16 protein-coding genes are annotated in these 15,887 nt (G+C 58.8%); all 16 read left to right on the top strand.

Going from position 1 to position 15,887, the window contains the following annotated elements; genetic code table 11:
• The first annotated feature begins 211 nt into the window (after window positions 1–211).
• The 16 genes from trpE to ETC00_RS05555 all read left to right on the top strand — a co-directional run bounded on the left by trpE (window position 212) and on the right by ETC00_RS05555 (window position 15,751).
• Window positions 212–1,729, top strand: coding sequence for an anthranilate synthase component I (gene trpE / locus ETC00_RS05630; protein WP_171564975.1), 1,518 nt, complete (start codon window positions 212–214; stop codon window positions 1,727–1,729).
• Window positions 1,723–2,748 carry an anthranilate phosphoribosyltransferase gene (trpD, locus tag ETC00_RS05625; RefSeq protein ID WP_171564974.1) on the top strand — a complete coding sequence of 342 codons (1,026 nt, stop codon included), beginning with the start codon at window positions 1,723–1,725 and terminating at the stop codon, window positions 2,746–2,748. The genes trpE and trpD overlap by 7 nt, the downstream gene beginning before the upstream one ends.
• The gene (trpC, locus tag ETC00_RS05620; RefSeq protein ID WP_171564973.1) at window positions 2,738–3,547 is read left to right on the top strand and encodes an indole-3-glycerol phosphate synthase TrpC; all 810 of its coding nucleotides are present in this window, start codon (window positions 2,738–2,740) and stop codon (window positions 3,545–3,547) included. Before trpD ends, trpC begins: the two co-directional genes overlap by 11 nt.
• Window positions 3,544–4,212 (top strand): phosphoribosylanthranilate isomerase, encoded by a 669-nt coding sequence (locus tag ETC00_RS05615; RefSeq protein ID WP_171564972.1) that lies wholly within the window; start codon window positions 3,544–3,546, stop codon window positions 4,210–4,212. The genes trpC and ETC00_RS05615 overlap by 4 nt, the downstream gene beginning before the upstream one ends.
• Window positions 4,175–5,407: a tryptophan synthase subunit beta gene (gene trpB / locus ETC00_RS05610; protein WP_171564971.1), complete on the top strand. Its 1,233-nt coding sequence runs from the start codon at window positions 4,175–4,177 to the stop codon at window positions 5,405–5,407. The genes ETC00_RS05615 and trpB overlap by 38 nt, the downstream gene beginning before the upstream one ends.
• Window positions 5,404–6,222 carry a tryptophan synthase subunit alpha gene (gene trpA, locus ETC00_RS05605; protein WP_171564970.1) on the top strand — a complete coding sequence of 273 codons (819 nt, stop codon included), beginning with the start codon at window positions 5,404–5,406 and terminating at the stop codon, window positions 6,220–6,222. Before trpB ends, trpA begins: the two co-directional genes overlap by 4 nt.
• Window positions 6,223–6,255: 33 nt before the next feature.
• A complete protein-coding gene (hisC, locus tag ETC00_RS05600; protein WP_171564969.1) occupies window positions 6,256–7,350 on the top strand; it encodes a histidinol-phosphate transaminase in 1,095 nt (364 codons plus the stop codon).
• Window positions 7,351–7,417: 67 nt separating this feature from the next.
• A complete protein-coding gene (locus ETC00_RS05595) occupies window positions 7,418–8,521 on the top strand; it encodes a prephenate dehydrogenase (RefSeq protein WP_171564968.1) in 1,104 nt (367 codons plus the stop codon).
• Between the two features lie 111 nt (window positions 8,522–8,632).
• The gene (aroA, locus tag ETC00_RS05590; protein ID WP_171564967.1) at window positions 8,633–9,916 is read left to right on the top strand and encodes a 3-phosphoshikimate 1-carboxyvinyltransferase; all 1,284 of its coding nucleotides are present in this window, start codon (window positions 8,633–8,635) and stop codon (window positions 9,914–9,916) included.
• Between the two features lie 364 nt (window positions 9,917–10,280).
• A complete protein-coding gene (locus ETC00_RS20925) occupies window positions 10,281–11,363 on the top strand; it encodes an amidohydrolase family protein (RefSeq protein ID WP_171564966.1) in 1,083 nt (360 codons plus the stop codon).
• A gap of 149 nt (window positions 11,364–11,512) precedes the next feature.
• Window positions 11,513–12,103, top strand: a complete 591-nt coding sequence (locus ETC00_RS05580) for an RNA polymerase sigma factor (RefSeq protein WP_171564965.1) — start codon at window positions 11,513–11,515, stop codon at window positions 12,101–12,103.
• Entirely contained in the window at window positions 12,100–12,747 is a 648-nt protein-coding gene (locus ETC00_RS05575) for a zf-HC2 domain-containing protein (RefSeq protein WP_171564964.1), read from the top strand. The genes ETC00_RS05580 and ETC00_RS05575 overlap by 4 nt, the downstream gene beginning before the upstream one ends.
• Window positions 12,748–12,853: 106 nt before the next feature.
• Window positions 12,854–13,792, top strand: coding sequence for a tetratricopeptide repeat protein (locus ETC00_RS05570; RefSeq protein WP_171564963.1), 939 nt, complete (start codon window positions 12,854–12,856; stop codon window positions 13,790–13,792).
• A 105-nt stretch (window positions 13,793–13,897) separates the two neighbouring features.
• The gene (locus ETC00_RS05565; RefSeq protein ID WP_171564962.1) at window positions 13,898–15,010 is read left to right on the top strand and encodes a hypothetical protein; all 1,113 of its coding nucleotides are present in this window, start codon (window positions 13,898–13,900) and stop codon (window positions 15,008–15,010) included.
• Window positions 15,011–15,020: 10 nt separating this feature from the next.
• On the top strand, window positions 15,021–15,242 hold the full coding sequence (locus ETC00_RS05560; RefSeq protein WP_171564961.1) for an IDEAL domain-containing protein: 222 nt from the start codon (window positions 15,021–15,023) through the stop codon (window positions 15,240–15,242).
• Window positions 15,243–15,328: 86 nt separating this feature from the next.
• Window positions 15,329–15,751, top strand: a complete 423-nt coding sequence (locus ETC00_RS05555; protein WP_171564960.1) for a DUF2487 family protein — start codon at window positions 15,329–15,331, stop codon at window positions 15,749–15,751.
• Window positions 15,752–15,887 lie beyond the last annotated feature (136 nt).

The raw sequence follows: 15,887 nt of genomic DNA, 5'->3' as shown, positions 1-15,887 counted from the left end.
TGAGAGTTGAGAGTGAGCAGAGCAGAGTTGAGAAGAGTTGGGCAGAGGAGAGAAGAGCGAGCCGGATGGATTCGTACAGACCAATCCAGGACTCTTCCTGGATTTTTTTCTTTTTCTCCCCCTATCTCTTCACCTGACAAACGTGCGGGTGCATGTAAAGCCTGTGTTTTCAGGCGTGCAGGGCACCACGCGGCGAGAGGTGAGAAAAGAGATGTATTCCCCTACCCTGGCTGAAGTCCAATCTCTTTCGGCCAACCATTCCCTGATACCCGTACGCTTGACCGTGCTGGCAGATGAGGAGACGCCTATCCGAATCTACCAGAAAATTCGCACGCATGATTCGTTTCTCCTGGAAAGCGTGGAAGGCGGAACACGCTGGGCCCGATACTCGTTCATCGGCATGAATCCGTTTCAAACGGTGGAGGCCCGCGGGGAGCAGATTACTGTCCGCCGCCGCGGAGGGGATAGGCTGACGTTTTACGGCAATCCCGTTCACTTTTTACGCGAAGAGACGTCCCGCTACACCAGTCCCAAACTGCAGGGAGCACCCCGATTGTGCGGTGGGGCCGTGGGGTTCTTTGGATACAACACCCTGCACTACTTTGAAAATCTGCCCTACCACCGTCAGGAAAGCCTGGATGTGCCGGACATGCGATTTTGGTTCGTGGATGAATTGATCGCGTTTGACCATCTCAAGCAGGAGATCCAGGTGATCGTGAATCTGCACGTCGACCCGGATGATTCGCCGGAGACGATCGCCCGCAAATACCAACAGGTCTGCAGCCGGCTGGAGCAACTTGCCGCACAGGTGACCGCTCCGGTCGAGACGGACGGCAGTCGAATTTCCGTTGGCACCGGCGCGCAAGGCGAGCTAAAGCCAGAGCCCAACATGAGCCGGGAGCAGTTTGAACAGATGGTGGAGCGTGCCAAGGCGTACATCGCGGCCGGTGACATTTTTCAAGTAGTGATCTCCCAGCGTTTCCGCGTGCGCACGGACGTCGATCCGTTTGCCGTCTATCGGCTGCTGCGCACGCTGAACCCTTCGCCGTACATGTACTACCTGCAATACGAAGGCGAGACGGTCGTCGGTACGTCGCCAGAACTGCTGGTCCGGGTCGAAAACAACCGGGTGGAGATGCGGCCGATCGCCGGCACGCGCAGGCGAGGGCGCACAGCGGAAGATGACGAGGCCCTGGCCGCCGATCTCCTCGCTGATCCCAAGGAGCGGGCGGAGCATTACATGCTGCTTGACCTGGGACGCAACGACGTGGGACGTGTCGCCCGGTACGGCAGCGTTCGCGTCGAGGAAGCACTGGTCATCGAACATTACTCCCACGTCATGCATATGGTCTCCCACGTGACCGGAGAGCTGCGCGAGGGACTGCATCCGTTCGACGCGCTGCTCGCCGCTTTCCCGGCGGGAACGGTGTCCGGCGCGCCCAAGCTGAGAGCGATGGAAATCATTGCCGAACTGGAGCCGGACGCGCGCCATCTGTACGCCGGGGCGATCGGTTATTTCGGCTTTGACGGGACGCTGGAGACCTGCATTACGATCCGCACCCTCCTGTTCCAGAACGGATACGCCTACGTGCAGGCGGGCGCCGGCATCGTCGCCGACTCCGTCCCGGCCAACGAGTATCAGGAAACAGTGAACAAAGCGGCAGCCATGCTCTCCGCGTTGGAGAAGGCGGAGCAGTTGTTTGCCCCAAAGGAGGAACAGCCATGCTGACCACAGCGTTGGAACACATATTGCGCGGACGCGATCTGGACCGTCTGACCGCCCGCCAGGCGATGGGCGAGATCATGGACGGCAAAGCCACCCCCGCCCAGATCGGTGCCTTCCTCGCCGGACTGCGGCTGAAAGGGGAACAGGTGGAGGAGATTATCGGGTTTGTTCAGGCCATGCGGGAGCGGGCGGTCCGGTTCCCGCTGGAAGTGCCGGGATTGATGGACACGTGCGGCACAGGCGGGGACGGTGCCCATACGTTCAACATCTCCACCGCAGCCGCCATCGTGGCGGCGAGTGACGGTGTCTGCATCGCGAAACACGGCAACCGGGCTGTCTCCAGCAAGAGCGGCAGCGCCGACGTGCTGGAGGCGTTGGGCATTCCGATCACACTGACGCCGGAAGCGGCGGCCGACTGCCTGCGGGTGACCAATCTGTGCTTCCTGTTTGCGCCGCTCTACCATCAGGCGATGAAGCACGCAGCCGGCCCGCGAAAAGAACTGGCGGTGCGGACGGTGTTTAATCTGTTGGGACCGCTGACCAATCCGGCGGGGGCCAAGCGGCAGCTCCTGGGCGTGTACGACAGACAGCTTCTCCCCACCGTGGCGGCCGTCCTGCGCGAATTGGGAGTGGAACGGGCCCTGGTGGTGGCCGGTGCTGACGGCCTTGACGAATTGACCGTGACGGGTCCGAGCAGCATCGCCGAGCTGCGCGACGGTGAGATCCGCACGTACGAGATCGTGCCCGAACAGTTCGGTTTGAGACGGTATCCGATGGAGGAACTGCGCGGCGGCGACGCGTATGAAAACGCGACGATCATCCGCGAAGTGTTCGCCGGCAAGCGGGGAGCCGCCCGTGACATCGTCCTGCTCAACGCGGGTGCCATCCTGTACCTGGCGGATCGCGCAATCAGCATCGAGGCAGGGGTGATCCGGGCCGCGGAACTGATCGACGACGGCGCGGTCCAGCGTAAACTGGAACAAATCCGGCAGGTGGCGGGAGGGATGATACATGCTTCGTAGGATCGTCGAGGCCAAAAGAGAAGAGGTGGCCAGACTGCACGCTTCCACGACCCTGCAGTCCCTGTTGGACGAGGCGAAACACATGCCCGCACCGCGCGGGTTCCGTTCAGCACTGGCAGACAGCACGCGGCCGGTCAGCGTCATCGCGGAAGTGAAAAAGGCTTCGCCGTCCAAAGGTGTGATTCGGCCTGACTTTGACCCGGTGGGAATCGCTCGGTCCTACGCGTCTGCCGGTGCAGAGTGCATCTCCGTACTGACGGACGAACCATTTTTTCAAGGGAAGACCGAGTATTTGCGAAACATCCGCACGGCCGTGGACCAACCGCTGCTGCGCAAGGATTTTATCATCGACGAGTGGCAAATTGCCGAGGCCCGGGCGTGCGGCGCCGATTGCGTCCTGCTCATCGCGGCGATTCTGGAAGGGGAGCAGCTTCGTGATCTGTCGCAGGCGGCGGAAGCGCTCGGCATGGACGTGCTGATCGAAGTGCATGACCGGCGTGAGCTGGAGATGGTGTTTCGCCATGTGACACCGATGCTGATCGGCATCAACAATCGCGACCTGCGGACGTTCCGGACAGACCTGGCTGTGACCCGTGAGGTGGCGGCGGAGATCCCATCCGGTGTTCTCACTGTCAGCGAAAGCGGCATTTCTTCACCGGCGGACGTGGAGGAAGTGCGGCAGGCGGGCGCGCGGGCGATCTTGGTCGGGGAACACTTCATGCGCCACGAGGATGTGGGCAAAGCCGTAATCCAACTGGTAGGTGAGCGGGAAGGCGCCAGCCCGCAGGTGCGGTCATGACGCGGATCAAGATTTGCGGCGTCAAGCGGGCGGAGACCCTTCGCCTGCTGGCCCGGCTCGATGTTGACTACGTGGGACTGGTATTTGCGGAAAGCAGGCGACGAGTGGACGCGCAGACGGCGGGGGCGCTGCTCGCGGCCGTGCCGGATCATCCGCCGGCGGTCGGGGTGTTTGTCAACCCGACGGAAGCGGAGCTGGAGCACGTGCTGACCCATGCCCCCCTTGCCGTGATTCAACTGCACGGGCAGGAATCCCCCGCCTTTTGCGAGAGCGTGCGGCAGCGGTTTTCCCTGCCGGTCTGGAAAGCGCTGGCAGTCGGGGGCGGCGAGCCGCTGGAGAATGTCGTGGACGCGTACCGGGGAGCAGCCGACGCGTTTTTGTTTGACACCTATGATCCCCGGCAGGCGGGCGGCACGGGCAAACGCTTTTCCTGGGAGCAGATTCCCCTGTTGCGCAAATGGACGGCACCTGCCCCCTGCATCATCGCAGGCGGCATCAACGCGGACAACGTAGCCGAGCTGGTGGGCAGATATAGGCCCGCAATTATCGACGTGTCCAGCGGCGTGGAGAGCGACGGAGAAAAAGACGCGGAGAAAATCAGACAATTCGTGGAGAGGGTGAGGGAACATGACCGTATCACAGAAGGAAACGCGTACCGTGCCTGACAAGCATGGACGCTTTGGACCATTTGGCGGCAAGTTTGTGCCGGAGACGCTGATGAGCGCCCTGGCGGAATTGGAACAGGCATTTGAAGAGGCGCGGCGTGATCCGTCGTTTCGCGCTGAGCTGGGGCAGTTGTTGCGCGAATACGCCGGACGGCCGACTCCTCTGACCTACGCTGACAAACTGACGGAAGCGCTGGGAGGGGCGCGTATCTATCTGAAGCGGGAAGATCTCAACCACACCGGTGCCCACAAGCTGAACAACGCACTGGGACAAGGTCTGCTGGCCAAGCGGATGGGCAAGACGTCCATTATCGCCGAGACCGGGGCAGGGCAGCACGGTGTGGCCAGCGCCACGGTCGCCGCCAAACTGGGGCTGTCCTGCAAGGTGTTCATGGGCGAAGAGGACATCAAACGGCAGGCGCTGAACGTGTTTCGCATGAAGCTGCTCGGTGCGGAGGTCATTCCCGCCGTGACCGGCACCCGCACCCTGAAAGACGCGACGAACGAAGCGATTCGCTACTGGGTCTCCCACGTGGATGAGACGTTTTACGTGATCGGCTCGGTCGTAGGCCCCCATCCGTATCCCTACATGGTGAGGGAGTTTCAGAAAATCATCGGCGAAGAGACGCGCAGCCAGATTCTCGAACAGGTGGGACGCCTGCCTGATGAAGTGATTGCCTGCGTGGGCGGAGGAAGCAATGCGATCGGCATGTTTTACCCGTTCTTGCAGGACGAACATGTTGCCCTGCGGGGCGTGGAGGCAGCCGGACATGGCTTGGACAGCGACAAGCATGCGGCGACGCTTACGCTCGGACGGCCCGGCGTGATTCACGGCGCGATGACGTATCTTTTGCAGGATCAGTACGGGCAGGTGCAGGAGGCGCACTCCATCTCGGCCGGGCTGGATTACCCGGGCGTGGGACCCGAGCACGCCTACCTGAAGGAAACCGGACGGGTGCAGTACACCTCCGTCACGGACCGGGAGGCGCTGGAGGCGGTTCAACTGCTTTGCCGGACGGAGGGGATCATCCCGGCTCTGGAGAGCGCCCACGCCGTTGCCGAGGCGATCAAACGGGCGCCGCAGATGGGAGCGGATCAAGTCCTGGTCATCTGTCTGTCAGGCCGCGGAGACAAAGACGTGGCGACGATCCAGGCAGCGCTTGACGACGAACCGAGAGGGGGAGACGCACAATGACAGCGCCCGTGAATCGAATCGACCGGCTGTTTGCCGACAGCAGCCGCAAGCGTTTCATCCCGTTCATCACGGTTGGCGACCCAAACCTTGACGCGACGTTTCAAATTGCGCACGCCCTGGTGGAAGCGGGAGCCGACATGCTGGAGCTGGGGGTTCCCTATTCGGACCCGCTGGCGGATGGCCCGACCATTCAGCGCGCTTCCCAACGGGCACTGGCAAACGGGGTGACGATCGACGACGCCCTGGAACTGGTCGCCAACCTGCGCGCATCCGGGATGCAGGTGCCGATCGTGCTTTTCTCTTACTACAACCCGGTCCTGCAGTACGGCGTGGAGCGCTTCTTTGCCGTACTGGCGGAAAAAGGCGCGGACGGCATCGTCATTCCTGACCTGCCGGTGGAGGAAAACGGGCCGGCAGTGGCTGCTGCCCAAGCGCACGGGCTGCATGTCATCTCGCTGGTAGCCCCCACATCGGAATCCCGCATCCGGACAATTGGCGCGCAGGCGAGCGGATTTCTGTACTGCGTGTCGTCGCTCGGCGTGACTGGCGCCCGCGACAGCCTGCGTGAGGATCTTGCCCAGTTTTTGCAGCGGGTCAAGACGAGCACCTCCGTGCCCACGGCTGTCGGGTTCGGCATCTCCACACCCGAGCAGGTTCGGGCGGTGGCACAGCACACGGATGGGGTAATCGTCGGCAGTGCGATCGTGCAGGAGATGGAACGGCATCTGGAGCTGCTGTCCGATCCCAAACAGTTAAAACAGGGTGTCAAAAAAATAAAAACGTTTGTACAACGGCTGGCCGGTGCGCTACAATAAGGGGAAAATGCGACTTGACTGGAGTGAGACCAGATGCTGCCGAAACAGCGCATTCTCGGCGCCCCGGTGTATCAGCCCGGGAAGCCGATCGACGATGTGAAACGAGAATTCGGACTGACGGAAGTAATCAAGCTGGCGTCCAATGAAAATCCGTTTGGCTGCTCACCGAAGGCGAAAGAAGCGATTGCCGCCCAACTGGATACGCTGGCCATCTATCCGGACGGCGCCAGTCTCATGCTTCGTTGGGAATTGGCAGAGTTTCTCGGCGTCAAGCCTGCGCAGTTGATTTTCGGAAACGGTTCGGACGAAGTGGTGCAGATGATCGCCCGCGCCTATCTGGAGCAAGGCACCAACACGGTGATGGCGACGCCCACCTTTTCGCAGTACCGCTCCAATGCCATCATCGAGGGCGCGGAACTGATCGAGGTGCCGCTGAAAAACGGCGTGCACGATCTGGAAGCGATGGCGGCGGCGATCAACGATCAGACGCGCGTCGTCTGGGTGTGCAACCCCAACAATCCTTCCGGAACGATCGTCACGCGTGACGAGCTGGAGGCGTTTTTGCAAAAAGTGCCGAAGGACGTCCTGGTGGTGCTGGACGAGGCCTATTACGAGTACGTGGTGGACCCGGCCTATCCGCAAACCGTGCCGATGCTGGAGCACTACCCCAATCTGATCATCCTGCGCACGTTCTCCAAAATTTATGGTCTGGCGGCGCTTCGGATCGGATACGGCATCGCGTCGGAAGAGATCGTCGGCCACCTCGACCATGTGCGTGAACCCTTCAACACCAATACCCTGGCTCAGGCAGCCGCCCGCGCCGCGCTGCAGGACCAGGCGTTCGTGGAGGAATGCCGCAAGCGCAACCGGGAGGGCATGAAGCAGTTGACCGACCGCTTTGACGAGTGGGGACTGTCGTATTTTCCGTCCCAGACCAACTTTGTCCTGGTCGATTTGCAGCAGGACTCCGACGCTGTCTTCCGCAAGCTGCTGGAGCAGGGAATCATCGTGCGCTCCGGCCGGGCGCTTGGTTTCCCCGGATATCAGCGGATCACGGTCGGCTCGGCGGAACAAAACGAGAAGGTTTTGCAGGCGCTTGGCAGCATCGTGGCTGGCGCATTGAAATAACGACGAGGATGCCGGCGTTCGTCCGGCATCTTTGTCTACACGTACACAGAGAGGATAGACAGTGGAGATGAATACGACAACCATCACTGTAATCGGCGTCGGGTTGATCGGCGGTTCGATCGCACTTGCCCTGCGTGGGGATGAGCACAACCGTATCATCGGCTTCGACGTCCGGCAGGATTTTCTGGACAAGGCGTTGGCACTCGGCGTCATTCACGCGGGCACGACCGACCTGCAGGAGGCCGTGCGGGAAGCGGACGTGATTTTTCTCGCCGTGCCGGTGGAACAGATATATGCCACACTGGACCGACTGCGCAATCTGGACCTGAAGCCCGGCGTCATCGTCACGGACGTGGGCAGCACCAAATCGGGCGTCGTCCGCTTTGCCGAGGCACATATCCCGTCCGATGTGACGTTCATCGGCGGTCACCCGATGGCCGGCTCGCACAAGTCGGGCGTGGAAGCGGCTTCGGATCGCCTGTTTGAAAATGCGTACTACGTGCTGACGCCCGCGCCGGGGACACCGGAGGAGCAGGTGGAGCGGCTCGAGAAGCTGCTGGCGCTGACCCGTGCCAAAGTGGTGCGGATGGACCCGGACGAACACGATCAGGTAGTGGGAGCAGTCAGCCATTTTCCGCATATCCTGGCTTCCGCCCTGGTCAATCTGGTGGCCGGGTATGACAACGAAAACCCTTGGCACCACAGGCTGGCCGCCGGAGGATTTCGCGACATCACCCGCATTGCGTCCAGCAACCCGCGCATGTGGCGGGATGTGCTCCTGAACAACCGCGAGCACTTGCTGAAAATCGCCGACGACTGGGCCAGGGCGCTGGACGGAGTCATGGCATTGGTCCGCGAGGGAGACGCCGACCGCATCGAGCAGTTTTTCAAGTCGGCACGCGAATTCCGCGACGGACTGCCGGAGCGGAAAAAGGGAGCGCTGCCGCCGCTGTACGACTTGTACATCGACATTCCCGACCATCCGGGGGAGATCGGACGGATCACCACCCTGCTTGGTGCCAAGCAGATCAACATCACCAACATCCAAATCAGGGAAACCCGGGAAGATATGTTGGGCGTGCTGCGGATCACCTTCCGCTCCCTGGCGGAACTGGAAAAGGGTGAAGAACTCCTGCGCTTTTTCGATTACAATGTATACAGGCGCGAGTAGCGTGGGCGTACCTTCGTGCTTTGAGGCGTAGACGCTTTGACGCGCGACTGTCGCCAACTTTTTGCACCGATAGACGTAATAGACGTAACAGAGAAAAAGGGGAGTGGAACTGTGCTTCGCGTACAACCAGTAAAACGGATAGAAGGGACAGTCCGGGTGCCCGGGGACAAGTCAATCTCGCACCGTGCCGTCATGTTTGGCGCACTGGCGGAAGGAACCACCACGATCGAAGGCTTTCTGCCGGGGGCTGACTGCCTGAGCACCATCGACTGCTTCCGCAGGATGGGCGTGAAGATCGAACAGGCCGGAGATCGTGTTACTGTTTACGGCAAAGGCTGGTACGGACTGGAGGAACCGTCGCAGCACCTGGACGTGGGCAACTCCGGCACGACCATCCGGCTCATGGCGGGGATTTTGGCAACGCAGCCGTTTCACGCCGTCATGGAGGGGGACGAGTCGATTGCCAAGCGGCCGATGCGGCGCGTCATCGGACCGCTGCGTCAGATGGGGGCCAAAATTGACGGCCGCAAAGACGGCGAATACACTCCGCTGTCCATCCGCGGCGGCGGCCTGCAAGGCATCTCGTACCAGTCGCCGGTTGCCAGTGCCCAGGTAAAATCGGCGATTCTTCTGGCCGGTCTGCAGGCCACAGGCGTCACCAGTGTGACAGAGCCGCAGCTCTCCCGCGACCATACGGAACGCATGCTGCAGGCGTTTGGCGTGAAGGTGGTCCGCGACGGTCTGACCGTATCCGTCGAAGGTGGACAAACCTTGACGGGCAGGGCGATCCGCGTGCCAGGCGACATCTCGTCAGCGGCGTTTTTGATCGCAGCCGTGATGATGGTGCCCGGCAGTTCCCTCTTGATCGAAAACGTGGGCGTCAACCCCAGCCGCACGGGGATTATCGATGTGGTCCGCGCCATGGGCGGCCGTATCGAGCTGCAAAACGAACGGATCGTCAACGAAGAGCCGGTAGCCGACCTGCTCGTCACCCATTCCGAGCTGCGCGGCATCGAGATCGGCGGTGAAATCATTCCGCGCCTGATCGATGAAATCCCCGTCATCGCTGTGATGGCCACGCGGGCCAACGGTCGTACGGTGATTCGCGACGCCGAAGAACTGCGTGTAAAAGAGACGGACCGGATCGCGACCGTAGCCAGCCAACTGTCCAAGTTTGGGGCGAGCGTAACGCCCACACCGGACGGTTTGATCGTGGAGGGGGCGACGCAGCTGACCGGAGCAGCGATCGACAGCATGGGCGACCACCGCATCGGCATGGCGATGGCGATCGCCGGTCTGGCGGCGGAGGGCGAAACCGTGATCGCAAATGACGCGGCGATCAACGTCTCTTTCCCCGGCTTTGCCGACCTGTTGGCGCGCATCAGCATACGGTAAGCAAACTAGAGCGTCCAGAACCAAGCGAGAGAAACCCGCCAAGCGCGGGTTTTTTCATCGCGATCGCGCTGTTTGCTGCTTCGTGCCAGTGACCAATATAAAACGAAACTTGAAAAAAAAGATTTGACAAGAGCTTACCTTACGCTATAATAAAGGTACAGTATGGTTTCTCTCCACTCCTATCCAATATATTGTTGCACGAATAGTGCTACCGCCGTTTTGAATGCGCTTACATTAACGGCGGTCTTTTTTTGTTCTTTTTTCACTTTCTGCGCATAAGTTCGTACTGAAACAAGCCGCCGGATGGCGGGGGGAGGGACGAGCTGTGGGGCAGGAAGAGGTTGTGATACGTGGAGGAAACGTCGTGACGTCATACGGAATCATCGAAGCAGACGTCTGGATTTCCCGTGGGATTATCCGCCGGATCGCCAAAGACAGCTTGCCAAAAGCTGTGATGGGAAAGGCACGTCCTTACGAGATCGACGCATCCGGGATGTACCTGCTGCCAGGCTTTGTCGCCATGCCGGAACGGCCGCACGGGCGGACCAGGCGGCTGCCCGAGTACCTTGATGCAATCCGTCTGCTCATCCGGCAGGGATATACCTGTCTGGTGGACACGCTCCAGCCGGAAGCGTGGATGGATCATTCGCAGGTGCGCTACCAGACGGCGATGCACTTTAACAATCTGATTGATTACACGTTGCTGGTGGAACTGCCGGCTTCGTGGCTGAACGGCAAGACGGTCCGCAGGTGGTGCGGCGAAGGATACCGGTTGCTGCGGGTCGTCGTGCACCGACCCGAAGAACTTTTTCGCATAGATTGGGAAACGATTTCACCCCTTCTTACGTCATACAAGGTGATGCTGCAGTTGCGGGTGCCGAAGGAAGCGAAATTACATCATGAGGAGCGTCTCCGTCTGCATCGGCAGTGGCTTTCCCTGTGCCGCCATTGGAAAATCCGCACGTGGGTGGAGGGAGATCCCGCGCTTGACTTGAAGGACTGCGACCCGTACTACCACGTCTTCCGTCTTCGCGGCGAGCAATGTGAACGGGCGCTGCGTCAGCTCGTCGGCCACTGGTTCCGTTCGCTGCCGGTCGTTGCTGCGCTGGACGAGGTGCAGGTCGACTTGCGACACACAGACTATGACCCCGAATCGCTCTTGTGCCTGCTTGTTCGCGTCGCTTCGACAAACGCTGCCAAGGCCGCTGGTCTCTATCCGCGCAAGGGCCGCATCATGCCTGGTGCTGATGCTGACATTCTTTTCCTAAAAAAAGAACACTGGTTGACAAATTTTGCTCTTTCCACTATTCTCAACCTGAGTGAATTTTTTCTGCCAACATCTGTCATGTCAAATGGAAAGTGGTTGTACCGAAACCAGTGTTATGCTTCGACAATAGGAATGGGACGATGCCTCCTCGATATCAAGCCGTATAATTATGTCATATAGCCCCAACATCTGGGGTTTTTTCGCAGTGGATGCCAGCCTCGGGTGAGGCAAAAGAATTGCCCGGGCAGCGCAACTTTTTACATCCCCAGCAGTCTAATGTAACAAAGGCCGCTGAGGGATCGGAATCGCAATAGGAGGTATTCCTGCACATGACCGATTCCCAGCTTATCCGTGAAATAAAAGAAGGCAACCTGGAATGCTATGCCGAACTGATCCGGCGATACGAAAAAAAGATTCTTGCATTTGTCACTCACTTGCTTCGCCAGGCTCATCTGGAGCACATGGCGGAGGATATCTGTCAGGATACGTTTTACAAGGCATATAAAAGCATTCACTCGTTCCGCGATGTAGAAGCGACCTTTTCTACGTGGCTCTACACCATAGCCCGCAATACCGTGCTGAGCGAGCTGCGCAAAAGCCGGAATTCGGACGTATACCTTGAGGATAATCCGCAAGTTCCGCTTGCGTCGTACGATCGCCTGCCGGAGCAGGTCCTGCTGCGAAACGAACGGGAGCACCTGGTCAGACAGGCAATCAACAACCTGCCGGAAAAGCAGCGTTCAGCCTTGATCCTGAGGGAATACGAGCAGATGGATTACAACGAGATCGCCACCATTCTAGACTTGACGGTGAGTTCGGTAAAATCCCTGTTGTTTCGGGCGCGGCAGAGCATTAGAGCACAGTTGGAAGCCTACATCCTGGACCCTCATTTGGATGAAGCTGAAGGGATGAATCGATGATGAGATGTGAAGAAGTACAGGAATTGATGCCTGATTACGCCGACGGCCTGCTGTCCGAATTGACGCGCCGGCGGATTGACAATCACTTGACGAGCTGCCGTGCCTGCAGTGCCGATTTCGCGTTGTGGAAAGACAGCGGCGATTGGATGAAAGCGGACAGGGAACGGTACCATGCTGTCACGCCTTCCAAATCGATTGTCGATGCCGTAATGGCCCGAATTCTTTCGGAAGAGAAGTGGGCGATTCCGATTGGGAAAAAAGTGTTTACCGTGACGGCCCGGATGCGACGCGTTGGCGCGTGTGCCGCCATTATCCTGCTGATGCTCTGCTCGTTTACGTTGTACGTCAATACGAGCAGTACCGAGCAGGCCAACTCCCTGATGATTGACGGGGAAGTGGTAGCGATGGGGAAAAAGGCGCAAGTCATCACATCCTCCATGCAGACGGAGGACGGCACCTACGTCGTGGAACCGCAGCCGCTGGTATCTGACGAAAAGCCGCTGGTCAGGGAGACGGCCTCGATCGTACCGTTCAACAGTGTGCATTCGCCGACTGACCCAACCCAACCCAACTACGGGATCGTGCTGAGCGTGTTTGGCATCTTGGTCACCGTCCTCTCCATGAGTTGGTTGACACGGGCATAATGGTATATGATTTAATAGAAGGAACATACGGAAAAAGACCGTCTTCGGACGGTCTTTTGCGGCTCTTTTACATGACGAGAGCAACCATACATACGAGGTGAGGACGATGACAGACAAATGGCTGTACGTCATAGACGAAGCAATCAAACGGATTGAAAACGACGAGGTGGAACTGGGGCTCAAAGCGCTGCAAAAGGTACAGGAGCACGGCAAGGATTTGCCGGAGGTCATGATGTACCTGGCGGAAGTGTGGTACCGCCTTGGCCATCTCGAACAGGCATCCAGTCTGCTCTCCAACATACTGCAGGAACATCCCGGGTTACAGGCGGCGCAGCGGCAAGAATGCCAGATGATGATGGCGGAAATTGCGCTGGATCTGAGTGATTTTGAGACCGCGCAGCACCTGTTGTACGAATTGAAGGAATCGGGGATGGAACACATCCGGCTGGATCTGCTGCTGGCTGATCTGTACGCCATGCAGGACCTCGACGAAGTAGCGGTCAAGTACCTGGAACAGGCCCGTCAGAAGGAGCCGGACGATCCCGACATCCTCGCCGCACTGGGCGACATGTATTTCCGCGTGGGACGCGATGCGGAGGCAATGAAACTGCTGGAGCAGGCCGGAGCGGAGAGCTTGCCGCTGCTTTTGGCCAAGGGACGCTCACTCGCCCAAAGCGGACAGTTTGAACAGGCGTATCAGGTGTATCACCAGGCGCTGGCCCTGGAGCGCTCGGAGGAAGTGCTGTACGGCTGCGCGCTGATGGCGTTTCACCTCGGCAGGCTGGAGGAAGCGGCGGAGCTGGTGGCCAGCCTGCAGGCGATCGATGAGGAATACGTCGCCGCCTATCCGCTTGCGGCTGACATCTACCTCTCGCTCGGCCGAACGGAAAAGGCGATCGATGCGCTCAAGCAATACGTGGCACTGTCCGGGTTTGACCTGGACCACATTCGCCGCCTGATCGCCCTGTTGACGCAAGCGGGCCGCTACGAAGAAGCCAAGGAATACCAAAAGCTGCACGACGAATGGAATGTAGACGACGAATAACAAACGGCTCTGACAGGAAGCTGCACTGGCGGCTTCCTGTTTATTTTGCCGTAATTTGGCAAGAATGATGGGTAAGAAAAACCCTTGCAAAGTAGGGATGCTCAGATGAACTTGGCTGAGATCTTGGTGTACACCGACATCCGGCAGCTCCATCAAATCGCCGATTACTACGGCTGTGAATGCAACCCTCACTCCAAGAATGAACTGATCACGTCACTTCTTGCCAATTTACGATACCGGGAGACCATCACCCGGGAAGTGGAGCGGCTTTCGCTGGAAGAAGCCCATTTTTTCCTCCTGCTCTTTCTCGACAAGCGCACGTTGATGTCGCTCGAAGACCTGATGGCCAAGGCCGGCTTGGCACTGGATGCACACAAGGAACGTAAGGCTGAAAACGCGCGCAAATTTATCGCCGACGCAATGCGGCGCGGCTGGATCTTCCCGGCAAAAAGCAGGGCGGGCGGCCAGTACCAGATTCCCCTGGACATGCGGGAACCGTACCTGCAGGCGTGGCTGGACAAATGGCGGGTTACTGTTACAGCAGCGGAACCGACGGCCTATCGCGACGAAGGAACCGCACTCTGTGACGATATCATGCAATTTTTACAATTCCTGCAGCAGGAGCCTGTTCCGCTGACTGCGGACGGTGCCATGTACAAGCGGTACCAGCAGCAGTTGTTTCAGTTTCTGCACATCAAGGAAGAGCCGCTCACGCCGCAGAAATGGCGTTTTGGCTACGGACTTCACTTCGACCTGTACCCGGACCGGTTCTCGCTGCTTTACGACTACTGCTACTACCAGAAATGGATCGAAGAGATGCCGGGGCAGGTAATGCTTACGGAAGCGGGAGAAGAACGGTTGAAACAGCCGTATGACGATCAACTGCACCACGATCTGATCCGCTTCTGGATGCGGCTGTACAAGCGGGCGGTCCCCAATCTGCCGATGCTTGTCCAACTGATTCCCCTGCTGGGAGCGGGAGGCTGGGTCAGCCAAGACGCACTTTCGGACCGGCTGCTACCCTGGATCAGGCCGTTTTACTACGATGACCCAGTCAACATTCTGACCAACCGCGTCCTGAAAATGATGGTCCATCTGGGGCTGCTCCGGGTCGGACAGGATGAAAGCGGTCAGTGGCTGTACGCCGGGACGTATGCCAGCCAGACATGGCTTCGCAAATACAATGGCTTTGCCGAATCGACTATTTTATTGAAGTGAGGGATGTATCATGGAGTGGCCAAATTTTTATTCCAATTCCAATGTGTACGGGACGAATAACCAATTGGTGTCGGGGCTGTTGTCGGAAATGGTGATTGACGAGCAAGTGCGTCTGTATCGTAAGCGCACCCTGTACAAGGAGATCGACGAAGCGCTGGCGATGAAAAACAAGGAGCGGTTTATGCGTCTGACCGACGAACTGCGCCAGATCATGGCCTACGAACAATCGTAACGTTGGGCAGCTGATGGTGGATTGCCTGTCTCCTCCTGTTCATGGTACGCTTAATTTCAGATAGTAATGGAAAGAGGAGACGCCTGATGCAGTGGAATGTTCAAGAACTGGAAAATTGGGAGGAGCTGCGGACCTATGTGGACACCGCGCTGCTCCCTCTTTATTTGTACCGACCGGAGAAGCCGGTGAAGGAGCACGTGCAGCGGATGAGTTATCTGGTGCAGGTGGCCGCTTCAATCGAACAGCGTTTGAAGGGACGGGTGCTGATGTTCCCGCTCTGTTACCAGATCGGTGACGAGCCGCTTGCCCAACGGCTGCCGGCCGGGTTTGCCCACTACGTCCTGCTGCAGTTCAGCGGGGATCGGCTGGATGCACACGAGGGTGAAGGCAGTCGCTTGAGGCTGACAGTGGGAGATGAAGACCTGGAATCGGCACTCCGCTTTGAGGTAACGATCGATGTCCTCAGCCGGGAAATTATTCGTCACTGGCAGCACGGCGGCCGTCAATAAGCGGAAATATTTCAGGAAATACTATATCAATCAGGGGAGAGTTGCCATATTTGACAAAATGGCAACAATCTCTCAATCAGACGAGGTTGGGGCCGGGCCCGTCCCCCGGATATTCTTGACATCTCTATAGGCGTTT

The sequence above is a fragment of the Brevibacillus sp. MCWH genome (assembly GCF_013096935.1).
Lineage (GTDB): Bacteria > Bacillota > Bacilli > Brevibacillales > Brevibacillaceae > Brevibacillus > Brevibacillus aydinogluensis.
This window is presented reverse-complemented; position numbering and strand designations above follow the sequence as displayed.